The sequence below is a fragment of the Prochlorococcus sp. MIT 0603 genome (genome assembly GCF_000760215.1).
GTDB lineage: Bacteria > Cyanobacteriota > Cyanobacteriia > PCC-6307 > Cyanobiaceae > Prochlorococcus_E.
The window spans coordinates 404,932-426,621 of sequence record NZ_JNAW01000004.1; the positions used below are offsets into that span (position 1 = coordinate 404,932).

At 32.3% G+C, this 21,690-nt stretch carries 15 protein-coding genes; 10 read left to right on the forward strand and 5 right to left on the reverse strand.

Annotation, left to right across the window (positions count from 1 at the left end; all coding sequences use genetic code 11):
- A complete protein-coding gene (locus EV07_RS09070) occupies positions 1–1,209 on the reverse strand; it encodes an argininosuccinate synthase (RefSeq protein ID WP_036919673.1) in 1,209 nt (402 codons plus the stop codon).
- A 270-nt stretch (positions 1,210–1,479) separates the two neighbouring features.
- On the opposite strand from EV07_RS09070, the gene EV07_RS09080 reads away from it, so the two are divergent.
- Genes EV07_RS09080 through EV07_RS09090 form a run of 3 tightly spaced genes read left to right on the forward strand, consistent with a single transcriptional unit; the run spans position 1,480 to position 3,174 of the window.
- A complete protein-coding gene (locus tag EV07_RS09080; RefSeq protein WP_036919845.1) occupies positions 1,480–1,734 on the forward strand; it encodes a DUF3134 family protein in 255 nt (84 codons plus the stop codon).
- Positions 1,735–1,785: 51 nt separating this feature from the next.
- Positions 1,786–2,904 (forward strand): phospho-N-acetylmuramoyl-pentapeptide-transferase, encoded by a 1,119-nt coding sequence (mraY, locus tag EV07_RS09085; RefSeq protein ID WP_052043926.1) that lies wholly within the window; start codon positions 1,786–1,788, stop codon positions 2,902–2,904.
- Between the two features lie 6 nt (positions 2,905–2,910).
- Positions 2,911–3,174 carry a hypothetical protein gene (locus tag EV07_RS09090; RefSeq protein ID WP_036919676.1) on the forward strand — a complete coding sequence of 88 codons (264 nt, stop codon included), beginning with the start codon at positions 2,911–2,913 and terminating at the stop codon, positions 3,172–3,174.
- Here EV07_RS09090 and EV07_RS09095 read toward each other — a convergent pair.
- From EV07_RS09095 to EV07_RS09105, 3 genes are all read right to left on the reverse strand, one after another.
- Positions 3,126–4,520, reverse strand: a complete 1,395-nt coding sequence (locus EV07_RS09095) for a glycosyltransferase (RefSeq protein ID WP_036919677.1) — start codon at positions 4,518–4,520, stop codon at positions 3,126–3,128. The two genes, EV07_RS09090 and EV07_RS09095, sit on opposite strands and share 49 nt — an antisense overlap.
- A 197-nt stretch (positions 4,521–4,717) precedes the next feature.
- Positions 4,718–7,672, reverse strand: a complete 2,955-nt coding sequence (gene uvrA / locus EV07_RS09100; protein WP_036919679.1) for an excinuclease ABC subunit UvrA — start codon at positions 7,670–7,672, stop codon at positions 4,718–4,720.
- 44 nt (positions 7,673–7,716) lie between these two features.
- Positions 7,717–9,366, reverse strand: a complete 1,650-nt coding sequence (locus EV07_RS09105; protein WP_193742731.1) for a DNA repair protein RecN — start codon at positions 9,364–9,366, stop codon at positions 7,717–7,719.
- A gap of 112 nt (positions 9,367–9,478) precedes the next feature.
- Between EV07_RS09105 and EV07_RS09110 the strand changes: the two genes are divergently transcribed.
- The 7 genes from EV07_RS09110 to purF all read left to right on the forward strand — a co-directional run bounded on the left by EV07_RS09110 (position 9,479) and on the right by purF (position 19,142).
- Positions 9,479–11,332 (forward strand): ABC1 kinase family protein, encoded by a 1,854-nt coding sequence (locus EV07_RS09110; protein WP_036919683.1) that lies wholly within the window; start codon positions 9,479–9,481, stop codon positions 11,330–11,332.
- Positions 11,333–11,902 (forward strand): alpha/beta hydrolase, encoded by a 570-nt coding sequence (locus tag EV07_RS09115; RefSeq protein ID WP_036919685.1) that lies wholly within the window; start codon positions 11,333–11,335, stop codon positions 11,900–11,902. It abuts the gene before it with no gap.
- Positions 11,903–11,917: 15 nt separating this feature from the next.
- The gene (thrC, locus tag EV07_RS09120; protein ID WP_036919850.1) at positions 11,918–13,018 is read left to right on the forward strand and encodes a threonine synthase; all 1,101 of its coding nucleotides are present in this window, start codon (positions 11,918–11,920) and stop codon (positions 13,016–13,018) included.
- A 352-nt stretch (positions 13,019–13,370) separates the two neighbouring features.
- Positions 13,371–14,525: a DNA polymerase III subunit beta gene (dnaN, locus tag EV07_RS09125; protein WP_036919687.1), complete on the forward strand. Its 1,155-nt coding sequence runs from the start codon at positions 13,371–13,373 to the stop codon at positions 14,523–14,525.
- A gap of 1 nt (position 14,526) precedes the next feature.
- Positions 14,527–15,261 carry a PRC-barrel domain-containing protein gene (locus EV07_RS09130; protein ID WP_036919689.1) on the forward strand — a complete coding sequence of 245 codons (735 nt, stop codon included), beginning with the start codon at positions 14,527–14,529 and terminating at the stop codon, positions 15,259–15,261.
- The gene (gene purL / locus EV07_RS09135; RefSeq protein WP_036919690.1) at positions 15,252–17,645 is read left to right on the forward strand and encodes a phosphoribosylformylglycinamidine synthase subunit PurL; all 2,394 of its coding nucleotides are present in this window, start codon (positions 15,252–15,254) and stop codon (positions 17,643–17,645) included. Before EV07_RS09130 ends, purL begins: the two co-directional genes overlap by 10 nt.
- Positions 17,646–17,684: 39 nt before the next feature.
- Complete coding sequence (purF, locus tag EV07_RS09140) at positions 17,685–19,142, forward strand: amidophosphoribosyltransferase (protein ID WP_036919693.1); 1,458 nt, start codon at positions 17,685–17,687, stop codon at positions 19,140–19,142.
- Between the two features lie 3 nt (positions 19,143–19,145).
- On the opposite strand, the gene EV07_RS09145 is transcribed toward purF, so the two are convergent.
- Entirely contained in the window at positions 19,146–21,626 is a 2,481-nt protein-coding gene (locus EV07_RS09145) for a DNA gyrase/topoisomerase IV subunit A (RefSeq protein ID WP_036919696.1), read from the reverse strand.
- Positions 21,627–21,690: the final 64 nt, after the last annotated feature.

The window sequence follows — 21,690 nt, forward strand, 5'->3', positions numbered from 1 at the left end:
TTACTTTGTTCTTCTCACTGATGCCCACAATCGATTCGCAAGGCCCCAAACATAAATAAACCCCTCAGCTGAAGTATGGTCAAATTGATCTTGAGAACCATAAGTAGAAATATCAGATAAATATAAACTATTAGAGGAAGATTTACGTCCTATAATAGTTGCATTTCCTTTATACAATTTCACTTTAACAGTGCCATTTACATCAATCTGAGTAGCGTTTATAAAAGCATCTAAAGCACTCTTAAGAGGACTAAACCAGAAGCCTTGATAAACCAAATCAGCCCATTGCCTTTCCAATTGAACCTTAGTACGTAAAACATCAGCTGATAATGTAATACTCTCAATTTCTTGATGACATTTAATTAATAAAGACAATCCTGGGGTTTCATAAATTTCTCTACTTTTTATTCCAACAACTCGATTCTCAATCATATCTATACGACCAAATCCATGTAATCCTGCTAAAGAATTTGCCTTACGAATTATGCTCACAGGGTCTAAATCAACTCCATTAATTGAAACTGGACAGCCTGACTGAAAGGAAATTTCTATAATTTCAGGTGTATCTGGAGCGTTCTCAATCGATGAAGTTATTTGAAAAACATCTTCATTAGGAGCTAAAAATGGATCCTCTAAAGAACCAGCTTCTATACTTCTGCCTAAAAGATTTAAATCAATAGAATATGGAGATTTTTTGCTGACTGGTGCCGGAATTCCAAAGTTCTCTCCATAAGTAATTAACTCCTCTCGACTCATCGACCAATTCCTAGCAGGAGTTAATATTTTTAATTCAGGGGAAAGTGATGCAATAGCTAAATCAAAACGAACTTGATCATTACCTTTTGCTGTACAACCATGAGCAACAGCACCTGCATTCTTTTTTAGCGCTATATCAACTAACCTACTGGCAATAAGAGGTCGCGCCAAAGCAGTAGACAATGGATACTGTCCTTCATATAGAGCATTTGCTTTAATGGCTGGAAATGCAAAATCTTTAATAAAAGGCTCTATTAAATCTTCTATTAAAGATTCACTTGCCCCTGCTAATAAAGCTTTTTCACGAATAGGCCCTAATTCTTCACCTTGTCCTAGATCTGCAGCAAATGCTATCACTTCATCAACTTGATATTCATTTTTTAAATAAGGTATACAGGCACTAGTGTCTACTCCACCAGAATATGCAAGTACAACTTTACGAAAATTACCCATTAAATAAAACTCCTTTGAACTAAACCTGGGTTTGGCGAGCAGTAAATGCTAAATAAAAAACCAAAATGATAGATGGTCCGAAAAGCATCCCCAAAACTATAAACGGTCTAATAAGAAAAGGTTGAGGGTGTTGAATACCCCAAAAACGAAGAAACAAGCTAGCCACTAAAGAAAGAAGCGAAGAAGCAGCAAATAAAGAAAACTTATTTCCCAAAACAACAAAACAAGCTCATAATGCATTATCTTATTAAATTGGAGAAAAAAAAATTAATGAGCTCTCTCGATACAATCAACCCTGCTCTTACACGTTATAGCAGAGACGAAGCAGCACCTGTATTGCCACTCCGTGAAGAACCAGACCTGTTAAGTTGGCTTGAAAGCAGTGGCAGACTCATTGCAGATGAATCATCCGCACTCCAAGAAGTAAGTACTGTAGAAGAAGAAGAACTATCAGCCCTTATGGGAGAAAAAGAAGATTATAAAGCCGAAGAAGAAGAAGTTTCTGAAGATGATTGGGAAGATTAATTAATATTTAAGCAAGAATTATTAAACCTATATCAGAACCAGTTCCTTACATTGAAATTCAAGAAATACATTATTAAAATACCAAAACTGAACTTTATCGATAATAATATTTATGGGAGTTATTTTTTAATTGGAATAATATTTTTAACCAGTCTATCTATTGACATACTAATAAAGGAATCATTACTTTTTATCCCATTATTATCCAGCGTAATTATCTCATCAGGAGTAACACAATGGGCAATACCAAAACTTAAAAAAAATAAATTATGTCAAATAATCAGAGAAGAGGGGCCAAAAAAACATTGGCAAAAAAGTGGAACACCAAGTATTGGAGGACTTATAATAATTCCAATTGGATTAATAATTAGCAATTTAGCTACATTGAATAGTATATACAAAAAAGAATTATTAACGCTAACTATTTTGATATTATCATTTATGTTTATAGGCTTTTTAGATGATTTGCAAAGCATTTCCTTAAAGAGAAATAAAGGTTTAAGCCCTATGGAAAAAATCTATCTTCAAAGTATTGCAAGTATAATCTTCTTAATTTTTATACATTCACAAAAATTTGTTAATTCAAGCATATCTATGCTTGGTGACTATTCTATTAATTTTGGAATTATTTTTTGGCCGTTAGCCTTATTAACAATCCTTGCAGAAAGTAATTCTTCAAACTTAGCAGATGGCCTGGACGGTTTAGCTAGTGGATGTGGAGCAATATTACTAACTGGGCTAGCAATTGAATTAACTATGAGAGGAAATATTGAAAACTATGATCTAGCCATATTTTGCATCTCTATGGCAGGAGCATGGCTAGGTTTTTTAATTCACAATAAAAAACCAGCGAAAATCTTTATGGGTGATACAGGCTCACTAGCCATGGGGGCTACATTTGCTGGTGTTGCATTACTGTCAAATAGTCTTTGGACATTATTTGTCATGGGAGGAGTATTCTTAGCAGAGTCTCTATCAGTCATCTTTCAGGTAAGTATTTTCAAAGTAACAAAAAAAATCAACGGAAAAGGTTACAGAATTCTTCGTATGTCACCTCTTCATCATCATTTTGAACAAATAGGTATTAAAGAAATTGTAATCGTTCAAAGCTTTTGGTTATTTAGTATTTGCTTTATATTTATTGGAATCATGCTACGTTCAAATATTTAAAAAGTCATGAGCTACTTCACTTGGAAAGAAACTGGCCTCACACAAGACTGTGACTCTTTAGAAGCTATGGCATATAGATTTGAAGAATCAGCAAAATTAATGAGAAAGATGTCAAACAAAGGTTTTACTCTTCAAAGAAAAAATAATAAACAATTAATTACTCACAAAAATCCTAATATTTTTAATGAATGGGGATTTATTAATGAAGAGCCACCATTTCGTCAACTTGCTTTCATGCCTGACAATGGTATTACTTTTGCTAATGATTGATAAGTACTGTTTTTGAATTGATTGCTCATTAAAGAAAGATATTTATTTACATGAGAATTCCAGCTAAAAGAGCTGTTTATTCCAGCCAAACCATTATCACTCCATTGCTTCCACATGAATTCGTTAGAACCTACTTCTTCCAAAGTCTTTTGTAATAGATCTAAGTCTGTAGAATCAACCAACACACCATTAGAACAATGAGATAAAATCTCACTGGGTCCACCATCATCTGTTGCAATCACAGGTAAGCCACATGCTGCAGCTTCTAACAAAGTTAAGCCAAATGGCTCAGTCAAAGCAGGGTTAACAAAAAACCCTTTCTTTTTAGCTGCCCATTGATAAATGGAAGCAATTTGGTCACGACGATGATATTTAGGATAAGCAACTTTTCCATATAATTCATACTTATCTACTAATTCAAAAATCTGCTGAAAAACCTCTTTCTGAGATTTATCTAAAGATCGCATGTCAGTTCGAGTTCCAAGTATCAAAACGAGATTATGTCTTTTCCTTAAAATGCTAGAACGACCAAAGGCTTCTACTAAAGCAGGTATATTTTTTCTTCGAACAGCTCTAGATATGGTTAATAATGGAGGCAAATTGGGATTGCGCAAAAAGTTAGAAAATAAATTATCAATTTCAGAAAAATTCTTAGATTCTGATGGTTGATAAAAACGTTTTAAATCTACCCCTGGAGGAATAACCTTGGCTTGTCGAGAAACAAAATTCCTATAACGCCCATATTGATAAGTAGCTTCTTGGGAAGTACTAGTTACAACCAAATTAGCTTTATTTAAAGCTAATTCTTCTGCCTCAATACGCCTACTAATTGAATAATTATTTTCAATTTGCATATGATCCATTCCTGATTCAAGCAAACGACGCTTTTTTTCTCTTCCTAATGAATGGCCTGTAAATACAAATGGAATACCTAAACGAGTACTAACCAAAGCGCCAACATAACCTGCATCAGCATAATGAGCATGTATCCAATCTGGCTTAGATTTACTCTGATTCAATTGATCTACCAATTCATCCACTAATTGATCTAAGTATGGCCATAACAACTCCTTACGAAGGTATCTCTTAGGACCAAAAGGAATCCTAAGAATATTTGCACCAGGAACAATTCGCTCACGTTTCTGAGAGTAATCCAAAGATATTCTTCTATCAAATATCTGACGAGTGACTAGATCTACTTGTTGAACTTCCTTGGACGCAGCTAATTGCTTTATAAGTTCTAAAACATATAAAGTTTGACCACCAGTATCAGCATCTCTTCCTAATTCAAGATTATTTGAACGGATTAAACCATGCAAATGAAGATGGAGAAGCTTTAAACTCATTTACTCCTCCTTTGTTTGAATAAGTGGATACTTAGTATATTTTTGGATAAAAAAACCTAAAGAAAGAATAATGATTTAAGCATAGAAAATGAAATTATTGATGAAATAGATTGCAATGACTGTAATCTATATCAATATAAATTAAAAAAAAGACCTCAAACTATCAAGAAGTACTAAGAAAAAATTTTAAATATAGATTAATTTTTAACTTTTCTCTTTACGTGATGTTTATCTAAAACTTTTTTCAAATAACGTCCTGTATAACTAGCTGAATGCATTGCAACATCCTCAGGAGTACCACAAACTAAAACTTCTCCACCACGATCACCACCATCAGGGCCTAAATCAATAATCCAATCAGAGCATCGAATCACATCTAAATTATGTTCAATAACAATAATGGAATTTCCTTTATCAACCAATCGTTGAAGAACATCCATCAATTTATGTACATCAGAAAAGCTTAAGCCTGTAGTAGGTTCATCAATTAAATATAAAGTTTTACCGGTAGCTCGACGAGAAAGTTCTGTAGCAAGTTTGACCCTTTGAGCCTCGCCTCCTGAAAGTGTTGGTGCAGGCTGGCCTAATTTAATATATCCAAGACCAACATCTACTAAGGTTCGTAACCTATCAGCAGCTTGAGGTATTGCAGAGAAAACTTCTACTGATTGCTCTACAGTCATTTCTAGAACATCAGCAATTGTATAACCTTTGTATTTAACTTGTAGAGTTTCTCGATTAAATCTTGCACCTTTACAAACATCACATTGAACATATACATCGGGTAAAAAATTCATCTCAATAACATTTACACCTTGGCCTTTACAGGCCTCACATCGACCACCTTTTACATTAAAACTAAACTGACCTACTTGATAGCCTCTTGCCTTAGCCTCAATAGAAGCAGCAAATATTTGTCTTATTGGGTCAAAAGCACCGGTATAGGTTGCAGGGTTAGAGCGAGGAGTTCTCCCTATAGGTGATTGATCAATAACAATTACTTTGTCAATAGATTTAATCCCTCTCAATTCCTCTAAACCCTTAGGAAAAGGAACTTTTAATCCAAGTTGATTATTAATAGCAGGGTGTAATAATTCATTCACTAAAGTGCTTTTACCACTGCCACTAACACCAGTAACAGAAACTAATCGGCCTAATGGAAACTCAACAGAAAGATTCTTTAAATTATTACGCTTACAACCAATCAAACGCAAGTTACGGCTAACACCTTTTCTTCTTTCAATAGGAGTAGGTATAGAAGATCTACCGCTTAAATATTGCCCTGTAAGTGACTCTTTGCTAGATAATAATTCATCTATAGATCCTTCCGCGATAATCTTTCCACCATGAATACCAGCACCTGGTCCAATATCTACTAAATAATCTGCAGCACGTATTGTATCTTCGTCATGTTCTACAACTATTAAAGTATTTCCAAGATCTCTAAGTCTTTGTAAGGTAGCAAGTAAAAGATCATTATCTCTCTGATGCAAACCTATACTAGGTTCATCTAAAACATAAAGTACACCTGTTAAACCAGCACCAATTTGTGTTGCCAACCTTATACGCTGAGCCTCACCTCCAGATAAAGTCATAGCTGGTCTATCTAAGCTTAAATAATCAAGACCAACATCTAGAAGAAACTTTAAACGTAAACGAATCTCTTTTAAGACCAATTCTCCTATTTGTATTTGTCTAGAAGAAAGTAAAGGTTTAGAGTTCTTTGATTTCCCTGTTCCCATCAATTCTTCGATGCATGAAAGTGTTTCTTTGACACTAATCTCAGTTAAATCAGATATAGAGTAAGGTCCTACTTTGACTGCTAAAGCTTCTGGTCTTAATCTTTTTCCAGAACAAGTAGAGCATGGTACTAATTCCAAATATTTTTCAAGTTTTTGACGAACAGACTCTCCATTTGCATCACGTAACTGTCTTTCTAAAATAGGTAATATACCTTCAAATTTTCTCTTATAACCATCTTGAGTCTTGTAACGACTATCAGATTGAATTAGAATTGCCTTTTCACTTCCATTAAGTAATATATTTTGCTGTTCTTCCGTTAATTCTTTCCAAGGTGTTTTGATTTCAAAGCCATATTCTTCACCTACAGAAAATAATAAGGAAAAATAATATGAATTTTCTTTTTCACTCCAAGGAGCAACTGCTGCATACACAGGTAAAGATGGATCTGGAATTACTGTTACAGCAGTAAATTTCTTTAAATGGCCTAAGCCATGGCAATCAGGACAAGCTCCATAGGGACTATTGAATGAAAACAATCTTGGCGATAATTCTTCAATAACAGCACCATGAACTGGACAAGCAAAATTCTCAGAAAACAACCTTTCACGTTCAATTCCATCAGGTAAATCTTCATCTTTTTTGGGTACAACTTCAACAATTGCCAATCCATCTCCACGTTTTAAAGCAGTTTGCAAAGAATCAGTGAGACGTTCTTGAATACCATCTCTTGCAATTAATCGATCTACGACAACATCAATCGTATGTGTATGGTTTTTATCAAGTTCAATATTGTCAGATAACTCTCTGACTTCCTTATTAATTCTTACTCGTGCAAATCCTTCAGCAGCTAAGCCTGATAACAATTTAGCGTGTGTTCCTTTTTTACCACGAACCACGGATGCAAGTAATTGATATCTTGTGCCTTCAGGAAGAGTCACAATCTGATCAACCATTTCATCTATTGTCTGAGGCCTTATTCGACGATTACATTCAGGGCAATGTGGTTCTCCTGCTCGTCCATATAAAAGTCGTAAATAATCTTTAATCTCAGTAACTGTTCCTACAGTAGACCGAGGGTTATGACTAGTAGATTTTTGGTCAATAGAAATTGCTGGAGAAAGCCCCTCTATTGCATCAACATCAGGCTTATCTACTTGACCAAGAAACTGTCTTGCATAAGCTGAAAGACTTTCAACATAACGTCGCTGGCCTTCAGCAAAAATAGTATCGAAAGCTAATGAACTTTTCCCACTTCCACTAACCCCAGTAAAAACAATGAACTTATTTCTAGGAATAGTTAGATCAACGTTTTTAAGATTATGTTGCCGAGCACCACGAATTTTAATTAGATCCTCAAAAGAGTCAGATATTAAGGATTTCGAATTAGCTTTACCCACAGAGGGCCTCATGTTCGAAGTATTCAATCATATGATCCTATAAAATTTAATGCTAGTTATGCGGCTTTGTTATCCAACAAACTTGCAGCATATACACTTGCCTCAGTAAAATTCCCTCCAGCTAATGTAGCCAGTGCAGCTTGACGATCTCCAAACTCCTTTAATAAAAGGACTTTCGAATTGGTTGTTCCATTATTAATAGATTTTGAAACAGAAAAATGATGATCCGCTAAAGCAGCAACAAGAGGTTGATGTGTAATACAAAAGATCTGTTTATTAAGAGATAAATCCTTTAACAACTTTGCAATTGCTGTACTAATTCTCCCACTCACTCCTGAATCAATTTCATCAAAAAGCAAAGTAGTAGAAGGGCTTATGTCAGAAAATACAGTTGCCAAGGCAAGTGAAAATCTTGAAAGCTCTCCTCCAGATGCTATTTGAGATAAAGGGGCTAAAGGTTGCCCTGGGTTTGAGGAAAACATAAATTCAATACGGTCAACACCTATTTGAGATGGAAGTATATTGGAAAAATCAATTTTAAAAATTATATTTTCTAAGCCTAATGGATACAAATGCTGAACAAGACTCTCTTCTAATTGTTGAGCATATCTTTTTCGTAGAATAGTAAGCTCTAAAGTGGATTGATTAAATTTTAATCTAAGACTCTTCTCCTGACTTTCTAAAAGATTTAAACTATCATTATAGTCCTGAATATTTAATACTGCTTTAGACTTCTGTTTCTTTAAAAATAGTCCAGAAAAATCAAGCTGATATCTTTTTTTCAAATTATTGATATCTGATAATCTTGATTGAATATTTTCTAATTCATTACTTTCATTATCTAATTGATACTTATAATCACTTAGAGATGATAGAAACTCTTCTAACTTATAATTAGATTCTACTAAAGTTTCAAAATTTTTTATTAAAGAAGAATCTAATTTTAATAAAGATTTCATCTCTTGAATGCAAACAGAAAAGTGATCTAAAGCTGTTGGCAAATCTTGATTATTTTCATTTAATCTACTAAACAATAGCCCTAAAGATTCATGTATCTTAACACTGTGAAGAATTCTGTCTTGTTCCTTTTTTAAAGTATTTTCCTCATCAGGATCTTCAATTTGAAGTGAGTCTAAATCTTCTAAAAATGTTTTAGCAATTAAAAATCTAGAATCAAAACTTTCTTTTTCTTTCTTTAAATCTATAAGCTTTGATTCTGCTAATTTCCAACTATTCCAATTTTCCTTCACACTCAACTTGGCTTTTTTAATAACATCAGAACCAAGGCGATCAAGCATTCTTAATTGTTCTAAAGATGATGTTAATAAGTGAAATTTACCTTGCTCTGTTAAATCAATCAAAGAGGGCCTTAATGAAAGCAATTGCTTCCGATTAATAATTTCTCCATTTAATCTAATGCGGCTTGATAAACGGTCATCTTTTATTTTCCAATCTCTTGAAATAAAAAGTTCAGACTCAAAGTGATCAAAAGAATTTTCTTTAAGCCAATTCTCTACATTTGAATCAATTGAAAAACAAGCCTCTATCAAACATTCTTTAGATCCAGCCCGCATAAGGCGAGAAGAAGGAACACTTGATCCTCCCAGCAAAGAATCAATAGCTAATAAAAAAACAGACTTACCAGCTCCAGTTTCTCCAGTAAATACAGAAAACCCTTTTTCAAAACGAAGGTCTAAGCTTTCCATAAGAGCAATATTATTGAGCCGCAGTCCTAGAAGCACATCATTAAAGTAACCTATATAAAAGCTACCTAATCCTTTATCAAATTAGAAGGGTTAATCAAGTCAGCATCAACAAATGAAAGAAGAACTAAGTGATTTCATAGAAGCAGCTGGCTTACAGTCTTACGATCCGAATGAAATAAAAAATATATACAAGCAAAATCCAGGTCGACTAATAAAAAGACTTTGGCAAACATTAATACCAATAGCTCTATTTTTTATAGCTATTGGTATTGAAAAAATAATTGGACGTTTCAAAGATGAAAAAAAGACACGAGAAAGAGCAAAAGAATTTACTAATCTTTTAGTGAAATTAGGGCCAGCTTTTATAAAGGCTGGGCAGGCATTATCAACCAGACCAGATGTTGTACCTCAATTGGTTCTTGAAGAGCTATCTCAATTACAAGATCAGCTGCCTGGGTTCGATAGTGAATTAGCGTTGAAATGTATAAAAGAAGATTTAGGAAAAACTCATGAAGAAATCTATAAGTACTTCGAAGAAGAGCCAATCTCAGCAGCATCTCTGGGGCAAGTACATCAAGCTATATTGCATACCGGAGAAAAAGTGGCTGTGAAAATTCAAAGACCAGGCTTAAGAGAACAAATAACTCTTGATTTATACATAGTACGGAATATTGCAATATGGTCTAAAAAGTATGTCTGGTTTATTAAAAGTGATCTAGTAGGGCTTATCGATGAACTTGGTAGAAGAGTGTTTGAAGAAATGGATTATATAAATGAAGCTAATAATGCAGAAAAGTTTGCCAATTTACATAAACACAATAAAAACATAACAGTACCAAAAATTTATAAAGCTTTTACTAGCAAAAGAATATTAACTATGGAGTGGATTGAAGGAGTTAAATTAACTAAACTTGAAAATATTAATAAATTGGGAATAGATCCAAATAAAATGATAGAAATAGGCGTGAACTGTAGCCTTCAACAACTATTAGAACATGGATTTTTTCATGCAGATCCTCATCCAGGAAACATACTAGCGTTAGAAGATGGAAGATTATGTTATTTGGATTTTGGAATGATGAGTGAAGTTTCTGATGAAGCCAGAACTGGGTTAATACAAGCAGTTGTTCATTTGGTAAATAGAAATTTTAAAAAATTATCTGAAGATTTTGTAGAATTAGGATTTTTAAAAGAAAATATAAACTTAGAACCAATTGTTCCAGCCTTTGAAAAAGTATTTGAATCAACCTTAGATAAAGGAGTAAGCACTATGGACTTTAAAAGTGTGACTGATGACATGTCTGGTCTCATGTATAGATTTCCATTTCAATTACCACCTTATTACGCATTAATAATTAGATCATTAATAACACTAGAAGGAATAGCATTAAGTGTAGATCCAGAATTTAAGATATTAGGAGTAGCGTATCCATATTTTGCAAGGCGGTTAATGGAAGATCCTGATCCAAAACTAAGAAAAAGCCTAAAAGAAATGCTTTTTGATGAAAATATATTTAAATGGAATAGACTTGAAGACTTGATTAGAAGCGCTACAAAACAATCAGAAATAGATATTGAAAAATTAATTGATCAAGTTTTAGATTTTTTATTTTCAGAACATGGTGGCATCCTAAGAGAAGAATTAATTGACTCAATAGCAGAAAGATTTGATTTAATTAATTTATATGCAATAAAAAATATCAACAAACTATTACCAAAAAACCTACAATCAAATGATATTATTTATAATGACGATATTAATAATATGAATGAATTAGAACCTATAAAAAAACTGATTCATATCATTCAAAATTTACCAGGAATTAATTCATATTTAATTTTTAAAAAAATTAATAGATTATTAAAAGAGCCCTATGCAAGAATAATGAGTATTAAAATTGCGAAAAAGGTAACAAATAAAAGTGTTGCTAGAATAATCAAGCTTGCCGCAGGAGATGAGCAATAAATGAAATTAAAAAATTATCTTATAGCAGGAACCTTTGTTTTATTTTCTTTAGTCCCAACAAAAGTATATTCTGCTGAAAAGATCAACTTGTATGTAAATATACTAAGTCGAAGTGTTAGCATTAAAGAATTGGAAGAATTTAGTAAAACTGGCAAAGAAACAAGAATCTTAAAAAAAGTACTTAAAGATGAAGACAAAGAAACATTAAAAAATCTACTTAAAAAAGAATATAAAACACCAATTAAATTAACGAGTAGATTACTATATAGTCAAATAGGAGAAGTAATACTGAAAAAAATATCAAAAATAATGTATCCAGATAAAATTCTCGATGAATCTACAAGTATATTTGCTTTAAAATCTGCAACTATCTTATCAATATCAAAAGAAAATGAATCTATTAATGTTCTTAGATTTTTAAAGGCATACCCTAGCGAAGTTATTGCAATAGATGTAATTGAGTTGAGTAGAGTCGTTAACAAAGTAGAATCGATGAATGAATTAGTCAAATTCTTTACTGACTCTCCATTGGAAAAACTAAAAAGCAAAAGCAATGCAACGAATCTCTAAATTATGGTAAAGCAAATGTTGAAAAAAATAAAAAATAAACTATCTCTAAAAAGTTCATATGAACAATGGCCAGGCTTAATCCAAGCTTATAAAAGATGGCTGCCTATTAGCAATAAGACACCAATAATAACTCTTCAAGAAGGAGCTACACCTTTAATAGAGTTAACTTATATAAGTAATATAATAGGAAGAAATATAAAATTATATGCAAAATATGACGGTCTAAATCCAACTGGTTCATTCAAAGACAGAGGTATGACAATGGCAATAAGTAAAGCAAAAGAAGAAGGTTGTAAAGCAGTGATTTGTGCAAGCACAGGTAATACTTCTGCATCTGCTGCTGCTTATGCAAAAAAAGGTAATATGAAATGCTTTGTATTAATTCCAGATGGATATGTTGCTCAAGGAAAACTAGCACAAGCATTAGTATACGGTGCAGAAGTATTAGCTATTAAAGGAAATTTTGATAAAGCATTAAATATTGTTCAAAAATTAGCAAATAACTTTCCAATAACTTTAGTAAACTCTGTAAATCCATATCGTTTACAAGGACAAAAAACTGCTGCTTTTGAAATTATAGATGCATTAGGAGAAGCTCCAGATTGGTTATCAATACCTATGGGAAATGCAGGAAACATTTCAGCCTATTGGATGGGCTTTAAAGAATATTTTAATGCTGGGATTAGTAAAAGATTACCTAGGATGATGGGATTCCAAGCAGAAGGATCAGCTCCATTAGTTTTAGGAAAAACAATAGAAAAACCTGAAACAATTGCAACGGCTATAAGAATAGGAAACCCTGTTAATAAAGAAAAAGCAAATATTGTAAAACAAGAATCTGATGGAGAATTTATAAGCGTAAGTGATGATGAAATAATTAAAGCTTATAAATTACTAGGCAAAGAAGAAGGTATTTTCTGTGAACCCGCAAGTGCTGCATCAATTGCTGGGATATTAAAAATAAAAGATAAGATACCTAAAAACACAACAATTGTCTGTGTTTTAACAGGAAACGGCTTAAAAGATCCAGATTGTGCAATAAAAAATAATGATGCCTTATTTAAATCTGGTATAGATCCAACACTAGAAAATGTAGCTAAAAATATGGGGTTTTGATAACAAAAAGACTGGACAATTAATTTTCTGCCTGAGGAATGAAAATCAAAACGAGAAAAATAACTGTGGAAAACAAAACAAAACAAAAATTTTTTTTCACAAAATAATCAGAAGCTGTGAATAGATAAAACAACTCCACAATTTACAAAAACTTATTAACAGTCGAAATTATCTTAAAGTCCGATTAAAACAAAGGGTTTAAGGCTTTTCCACAGATTCCTCAGGTACTACTACTACTGTATTATTTAATTTTTTAAGAAATTTAGAAGTATTCTAAAAATAGAAATAATTGATTTTAAAATAATGACAAAGAGGGCTTTCATTTCTATTCTGAGGCAGGTAGCTTGAATTGATGAAACTTGTTTGCTCACAATCTGAATTAAATTCAGCTATACAATTGGTTAGTAGAGCTGTAGCTACTAGACCAACTCATCCTGTATTAGCGAATATATTGCTAACAGCTGATGAAGGAACTGGGAAATTAAGTCTTACTGGTTTTGACCTGAATTTAGGAATTCAAACTTCATTAAATGCTTCAGTTGAAATAAGTGGTGCAATAACTTTACCAGCTAAACTTTTTGGTGAAATTATTTCAAAACTTTCCTCTGAATTTCCTATCACCCTTGTTAAAAATGAATCTACTGATCAAGTTGAATTAATAAGTAAAAGTGGAATTTATCAAGTTAGATCTATGGCTGCAGATGATTTCCCAGAATTACCAATTGTTCAAAATGAATCATTTTTGAAAGTTAATTCTAATTCTTTTGCATATGCATTAAAATCCACCTTATTTGCTAGTAGCTCTGATGAAGCAAAACAAATTTTAACAGGAGTTAATCTTTGTTTTGAAGGAACTTCTTTAAAGTCAGCAGCAACTGATGGACATAGATTAGCTGTTTTAAATCTTACTGAAGTTTTATCTACATCATCGAATAACTCAGAAAATCAGGAATCTATTGAAATTACTTTACCATCAAGATCATTAAGAGAAGTTGAACGTTTTCTTAGTACTTGTAATTCGAATACAGAAATTAGTTTTTTTTATGACCAAGGACAAGTTGTTTTTATATCTTCTGATCAAATAGTAACTACAAGAACATTAGATGGATCTTACCCTAATTATAAACAGCTTATTCCAGATACTTTTAAACATGAATTGATATTAGATAGAAAAATATTTATTTCCGCCTTAGATAGAATATCAGTTTTAGCTGAACAACATAATAACGTTATTAAAATAGCAACTAATAAAAAATTAAATATTTTAAATATTACTGCTGATGCTCAAGATTTAGGTAGTGGTTCTGAATCTATTCCAATAAAGTTTGATTCTGAAGATATTCAAATAGCTTTTAACTCAAGATATTTACTTGAAGGTTTGAAGGTTATTAATACTGATAATATCTCTTTAAAATTCAATGCTCCTACTACACCAGCTATTTTCACGCCTTCCGATGAAGATACAAGTTTTATTTATTTAGTGATGCCAGTACAAATACGTTCTTAAATTGTCTATTCCTACACAGTATCTTTTAAGTAATCTTTTACAGCAAAATGTTCGCTGTAACTATGGTATAGATCATGGTACTGGTGTTATAGCTTGGATGTATCCTCCTGTTCATAGATTATTAGGTTGGGCTAGTAGACCTTCTAAAATAAGTTTAAAAAGAAGTGTATGGCGGTTAGATCAAATTAAATCTATTAGACATGAAGAAGTTATAGTCAAAGGAGACCCTGCTGATTCTGATCAGGCAACAATTAATAGATTTCCGACTTTACTTGAGGCATCATTATTGAATAAAAATGGAGAAAAAATTGCTAATATAGCTGACTTGATTTTTGATACTAAAACTGGAAATATTTTATATTATTTAGTTTCCCGTACTAATCCTAAGATACCGGGAACTAGTAGATGGAGATTTGATTTAGATTGTATACTCGATCAAGAACCAGGATGTGTAACATCTTCTATTTATAATTTAGAAGATTTACCTCTTGTTAAAAGTAGTCTTAGGCAGGATTTTTTAAAACAAAGTAAAAAGATTAGGGAGAATTTTGTTGAAATATCTAATTTGGCAAATGAAAAATTAGAGGGTTGGTTAGATGAACCTTTAGTAGATAATTCACAGAGAACTATTACTGATGATTTTTCTGATTCAGATATTGATGATAATTATTTTGATCAAAAAGAATATAATAGAACTGATATATATAATGATAATGAAGAAGATCCATGGATTTAGATATGAATGAATTGGCATTTACTCGAATACTTGAAAACCCTGCTTTTTCAGTTGATTATGATGTTCTTAAGGCCTTAAAAAAAGAAGGTTTAAAATATCAGGATTATATTGAAATATGTAATCGATTAAAAAGAGGTCCTAATAGAACAGAGTTAGGAATGTTTGGTGTTATGTGGTCAGAACATTGTTGTTATAGGAATTCAAAACCCTTGTTATCCAATTTTCCAACAAAAGGTAAGAATATTCTTGTTGGTCCTGGTGAAAATGCTGGTGTTGTTGATTTAGGTCAAGGTCAAAGATTAGCTTTTAAAATAGAGAGTCATAATCATCCTTCTGCGATAGAACCTTTTCAAGGTGCTGCAACAGGAGTTGGTGGTATTTTGCGAGATATTTTTACCATGGGTGCAAGACCTATTGCCCTCTTGAATTCTCTTAGATTTGGTCCCTTAGATAAGGACAAAAATATTGGATTATTAGAAGGTGTTGTTGCTGGAATCGCTCATTACGGAAATTGTGTAGGAGTACCTACTGTTGGTGGAGAAGTTGGTTTTCATGAGAGTTATTCGGGCAATCCATTAGTTAATGCAATGGCTTTAGGTTTAATGGAAACCGATGACATTGTTTGTTCTGGGGCTTCTGGCATTGGTTATTCAGTTGTTTACGTAGGTAGTACTACTGGAAGAGATGGTATGGGAGGAGCTAGTTTTGCAAGCTCTGAATTAACAAATTCTTCCATTGATGATCGTCCAGCAGTACAAGTTGGTGATCCTTTTTTAGAAAAAGGTTTAATTGAAGGATGTTTAGAAGCTTTTAAGACAGAAGATGTTATTGCTGCTCAAGATATGGGTGCAGCTGGTCTTACTTGTAGTTGTTCAGAAATGGCTGCGAAAGGTGGTGTTGGTATTGAATTAAATCTTGATTTAGTTCCCGCTAGAGAAAAAGATATGACACCGTATGAATTTTTGCTTTCTGAATCTCAAGAACGCATGCTCTTTGTTGTGAAGCCAGGCTCTGAGGTGGATATAATGAATAAATTTAAGAAGTGGGGATTATATGCTGCTGTTGTTGGAAAAGTTTTGCAAGATAATATTGTTCGCGTGACTTATAAAAATGAAATTGTTGTTAATTTGCCAGCAGATGCTTTGGCTGAAAATACACCTATCAATCAACATCACTTAATTAATAAAGTTCCAGACCATATTCAATCTCATTGGAAATGGAATGAATCTTTATTACCTTTGCCTAATGATTTAGGTATTGTTCATCCATTAAATAATCAAGAAATCAATTGGAATGATATTACTTTAAGATTATTAGATACTCCTAATATTGCATCAAAGCGGTGGATTTACAATCAGTATGATTATCAAGTTCAAAATAATACTCTTATTGTACCTGGAGCTGCAGATGCAGCTGTTATTAGGTTAAGGTCATTAGATGATAATTTAATTGATTCCAATCGTGGAGTTGCTGTGACAGTAGATTGTCCAAATAGATGGGTTGCTTTAGATCCAAAAAGAGGAGCAATTGCTTCTGTTGCAGAGGCTGCAAGAAATATTAGTTGTGTTGGAGCTACACCTTTAGCGATTACAAATAATTTGAACTTTTCTTCACCAGATGATCCAATTGGTTATTGGCAATTAGCTATGGCTTGTAAAGGTATTACTGAAGCTTGTTTAGCATTGGGAACCCCTGTTACTGGAGGTAATGTATCTTTATATAATGAAACTGCATCATTAGAAGGTAATAAGCAGCCAATACAACCAACCCCTGTTATTGGAATGATTGGTTTAATTGATGATATTAATAAAATTGTTAAACAAGGTTGGATTAAGTCTGATCATCAGATTTTCTTAATAGGTACTTCATTAGTATCTCAAGAGCAAGAATTTTCTTTAAGTGCGAGTACTTATCTTGAAACTATTTTTGGAAAAGAAACAGGAAGGCCTCCTTTAATTGATTTTGCTGTTGAAAAATCTGTTCAATCCTTCGTAAGAGAGTTAATTTCGAAAGGTTTAATTGAATCTGCTCATGATGTAAGTGATGGTGGGTTAGTAGTTGCTCTTGCTGAATCATGTATGTCATCTGATTTAGGTGCAACTTGTTATTTACCAGAAACTTTTAATCGTATAGATAATCTATTATTTGGAGAAGGAGGCTCTAGAATTTTAATAAGTATTGATCCTAGTAATATCAATGCTTTTAAAACTTGCATTAAAGAAAATTCCAACTCTTTTTCATCTTTATTATTAGGAACAGTTAATAATAGTAATATTCTTAAAATTAATAAAAATCATTTGAACTTAGTTAATTTATCAATTCCAGAAATGAAAAAAACTTTTGAAAGTTCTATTCCTAAAAGAATATTATCTAGTAAAAAATAAAAATGTTTTTAATTTATTTTATTATTTAGGAGAAAATTTATGTGTGGCATAGTAGGCGTAGTTTCTAATCAACAAGTTAATCAACAAATTTATGATAGTTTGCTGTTACTTCAACATAGAGGTCAAGACTCTACTGGAATAGCAACAATGGATGGTAATGTATTTCATATCCATAAAGCTAAAGGGCAAGTTAAAGAAGGCTATAGAACTAGAAATATGAGAGCTTTAAAAGGAGATATTGGAATTGGTCATGTAAGATATGCAACTTCAGGATCGGCAGATCGTGAAAATGAAGCACAACCTTTTTATGTAAATGCACCTTATGGAATTATACTTGTTCATAATGGAAATCTTACTAATACTAGAGAATTAGAAAAAGAACTTTTTAGTATTGATAGAAGACATACTAATTCTTCTAGTGATACTGAAATGTTATTAAATATCTTAGCTACAGAAATACAATCCAATATTCATAATACTTCTTTAAGTCCTGAAAATATTTTCACTGCAATTTCATCACTTCATAAGAGAGTTCAAGGTTCATATGCAGCAATTGCCTTGATATCTGGATATGGCTTATTGGCTTTTCGAGACCCTTTTGGTATTAGGCCTTTAGTTTTAGGCCGAAGATTTGATGAACAAGGAAAACAAGAATGGATAGTGGCAAGTGAATCTCTAGTGTTAGAAAATAATGATTTTGACGTCGTTCGTGATGTATTACCTGGAGAAGCCATTTTTATATCAGATGAAGGTGAGTTTTTTTCCAAGCAATGTTCCAGTAATCCACAACTATTTCCTTGCTCCTTTGAATATGTTTATTTAGCTAGGCCTGATTCTGTAATGAATGGTATATCAGTCTATGAAGCAAGGTTAAGAATGGGAGATAATCTTGCAAATACAATTAAAAAACAAATTAATTCTGGAGATATTGATGTTGTTATGCCTATTCCTGATTCTTCACGTCCATCAGCAATGCAAGTTGCTAGGCAGCTAGGTCTTGAATATAGAGAAGGGTTTTTTAAGAATCGTTATGTAGGAAGAACATTTATTATGCCTGGTCAAGCACAGCGTAAGAAATCAGTTCGTCAAAAGTTAAATGCTATGAGTAGTGAATTTAAAGGTAAAAATGTTTTACTTGTAGATGATTCAATTGTAAGAGGCACTACATCTAGAGAAATTGTTCAAATGGCTAAATTTGCAGGTGCTAATAAAGTGATATTTACTTCAGCTGCACCTCCGATTCGATATCCTCATGTTTATGGAATTAATATGCCTTCAAAGCACGAGTTAATTGCTTATAATAAATCTATTAATGAAGTTCAAGATCTATTGCTTTCAGATTCTTTAGTTTATCAAGAAATTAATGATTTAGAATCAGCTATACTTAAAAGATCTGATGTTCAACATCTAGATATGTCATGTTTTAATGGACATTATGTTACAGGTAACGTAAGTGAAGAATACCTGGAATGGGTTGAATCTAAATATAGTTCTTAAACTTTATTCTCTTTTATTTGTTAATGGTATGATTTTTTCTAAAAATTCATTTTCATATAAATTAAATGCTTTTTTGTGCTCTATATTTGTAGATAATTCTTTAATTTGATTAGAATCTACTCTACCATTTCTTCCATGGTTTGTTTTGATTCCTATTAGTTGATTTCCGTTATAAATTTGTATAATTCTATCTTTTTTATTTTTGTATTCTTGCAATTTAATTCCTATTGTTCCTAGATCACCTTTGTTACACAACCTTATATCATTGACTGAATATTTTATTACAGTTCCTTCTTCACTGATTAGAACTATATCTGCTTTTTCATTTTCACCCACTGTTATTCCTCCAACGATTTCTTCTCCTGGAAATAATCTTAAGATAATTGAACCTTGTGCAAGTTTCCCCATAAGTGGGAGAGATTCTTCTGTAATTTTAATTTTTAATATTCTTCCAATATCACTAACTATAATTAAATATCCATTTAATGGGCATAAAAAAGATGCTTTTAATATTATTTTTTCTTTAAGTTTTAAAACTGTCGCTGCTCTCCCGGACATGTCGATTACTTCATTAAGATCTATTCTTTTGAACCTTCCATCACTAGTAAGTAATCCAATACTGAGGTTGTTTTGTTTATATAATGGCAACAAGCTTGTTATTTCTTCCTCTTCAAGTCCTGATGGTATAAATTTATCTATTGTTCCAGGATGATTTCCTGCAAATTCCCATTTTAATAAACCTACCTTACCAAGGTTTGTTATTGCAAGAATTTTTGGTTGCTTTTCAATTGGCCAAATTAATCTACCAGGTGAAGGCTCGTCACCTAATAAACAACTTTTTGTAAGATTTAGTTTATCAAGAATTTGAGGACGCAATATTTTCACTTGATTGTCATCTTGTATTAATAAATATCCGTCTTTTGCTAGTTTTTCGAAAGCTTGTTTTCTCTGTAACTCGGCATTAGGTCGTAATTGTGCATTTCTTTCTGCAACTAATTCATCTCCACCTTCTATTAGTTTGGTCTTTCTTTTAGATCCATATTGCTTTTTAAGGTGTTTAAATTCATTTATCATTACAGATAGCAATTCGTCTCTATTGTTTAAAAGTTTCTTTAAACTATTTTCTTCATCTTTTAGCACTTCGGATTCTTTATATAATGCTTGCGTCTCTAAATTTGTAAGTTTCCTTAATGGCATTGCAAGAATTCCTTCTGATTGTCTTTCATTAAGCTTCAAAGCATTCATTAATTTTATTTTGGCTTCAATCGCATCTTTTGCATTTTCAAGTAGATCTATTACTATTTTTAGATTTCTAAGAGCCTTTATTAAACCTTCAACAACTTCCAATCTATCTTGTATCTTTTTTAATTGATTTTTAGTTCTTTTAATGATAGTTAATTCTCTATATTCTAAAAATATAGTTAATAATTCCCTTAATGATAATTGTTTTGGCTGTCCATTTACTAGTCCTAATAATGTCGCACTAAAATTAGTTTGTAAATTTGTTTTTTGATATAAAAATTTCTTTATAAGTTCAGTCTCAACATCTCTTTTTAATTCAACAACTATTCTCATTCCATCACGATCACTTTCATCTCTTATATCAGCTATTCCTTCAACTTTTGAATTGTTAACTAGTTCTGCAAGTTTTTCTATCCAACTCGCTTTATTAACTTGGTATGGCAGTTCAGTAATTACGATTCCCTTTTTCCTATGCTTTCCTTTTCCCGGATTTATTTCTTCTGTATGTGTAATTCCCCTCATAGGTATACTTCCTTTTCCTTTTAAATAAGTTTCTTGTATTCCATTGCTTATTAGTATTTCTCCACCTGTTGGAAAATCTGGTCCTGGAATAATTTCTATTAATTTTGCATCATTTAAATTTGGTTTTTTTATAAGTGCTATTAATCCATTAATTATTTCATTTATATTATGTGGAGGAATATTCGTTGCCATTCCTACAGCTATTCCTGCACATCCATTAAGAATTAAAAAAGGTAATTGTGCTGGTAATACATCTGGCTCTTGTTGCGAACCGTCAAAATTAGGGCTGAAATCAACAGTTTTTGAATCAATTTCACTAAGGAGAGCTTCATTAGCAATAGGAGCCAAACGTGTTTCTGTATAACGCATGGCTGCTGGTGGATCATCATCAATCGATCCAAAATTTCCATGACCATCTAGTACTGGATATCTACTTGCAAAGTCTTGAACTAGTCTCACTAGTGCGTCATAGACAGCTTGATCTCCATGAGGGTGATATTTTCCTAGTACGTCTCCTACTACACGTGCACACTTTCTATAAGGTCTTTCAGGAGTTAAACCTAATTCATGCATTGCATATAAAATTCTTCTTTGAACTGGCTTCAGTCCATCTCTGCAATCTGGCAATGCTCTTCCCACGATTACGCTCATCGCGTATTCGAGATAAGAACGCTGCATTTCTTGATGCAGCGATATGGGTTGAAGACGCTCTTTAGCCATCAAAATTAGGAACGTTTAAAATTCCCAGATGATTCACAGTACAAATATTTTCTATTTATTACCA

Coding starts and splice junctions, on each gene's coding strand:
- EV07_RS09070 (WP_036919673.1), bottom strand. CDS start 1,209: ATGGGTAATTTTCGTAAAGTTGTACTTGCATATTCTGGTGGAGTAGAC.
- EV07_RS09080 (WP_036919845.1), top strand. CDS start 1,480: ATGAGCTCTCTCGATACAATCAACCCTGCTCTTACACGTTATAGCAGA.
- EV07_RS09090 (WP_036919676.1), top strand. CDS start 2,911: ATGAGCTACTTCACTTGGAAAGAAACTGGCCTCACACAAGACTGTGAC.
- EV07_RS09095 (WP_036919677.1), bottom strand. CDS start 4,520: ATGAGTTTAAAGCTTCTCCATCTTCATTTGCATGGTTTAATCCGTTCA.
- uvrA (WP_036919679.1), bottom strand. CDS start 7,672: ATGAGGCCCTCTGTGGGTAAAGCTAATTCGAAATCCTTAATATCTGAC.
- EV07_RS09105 (WP_193742731.1), bottom strand. CDS start 9,366: ATGGAAAGCTTAGACCTTCGTTTTGAAAAAGGGTTTTCTGTATTTACT.
- EV07_RS09110 (WP_036919683.1), top strand. CDS start 9,479: ATGAAAGAAGAACTAAGTGATTTCATAGAAGCAGCTGGCTTACAGTCT.
- EV07_RS09115 (WP_036919685.1), top strand. CDS start 11,333: ATGAAATTAAAAAATTATCTTATAGCAGGAACCTTTGTTTTATTTTCT.
- thrC (WP_036919850.1), top strand. CDS start 11,918: ATGTTGAAAAAAATAAAAAATAAACTATCTCTAAAAAGTTCATATGAA.
- dnaN (WP_036919687.1), top strand. CDS start 13,371: ATGAAACTTGTTTGCTCACAATCTGAATTAAATTCAGCTATACAATTG.
- purL (WP_036919690.1), top strand. CDS start 15,252: ATGGATTTAGATATGAATGAATTGGCATTTACTCGAATACTTGAAAAC.
- purF (WP_036919693.1), top strand. CDS start 17,685: ATGTGTGGCATAGTAGGCGTAGTTTCTAATCAACAAGTTAATCAACAA.
- EV07_RS09145 (WP_036919696.1), bottom strand. CDS start 21,626: ATGGCTAAAGAGCGTCTTCAACCCATATCGCTGCATCAAGAAATGCAG.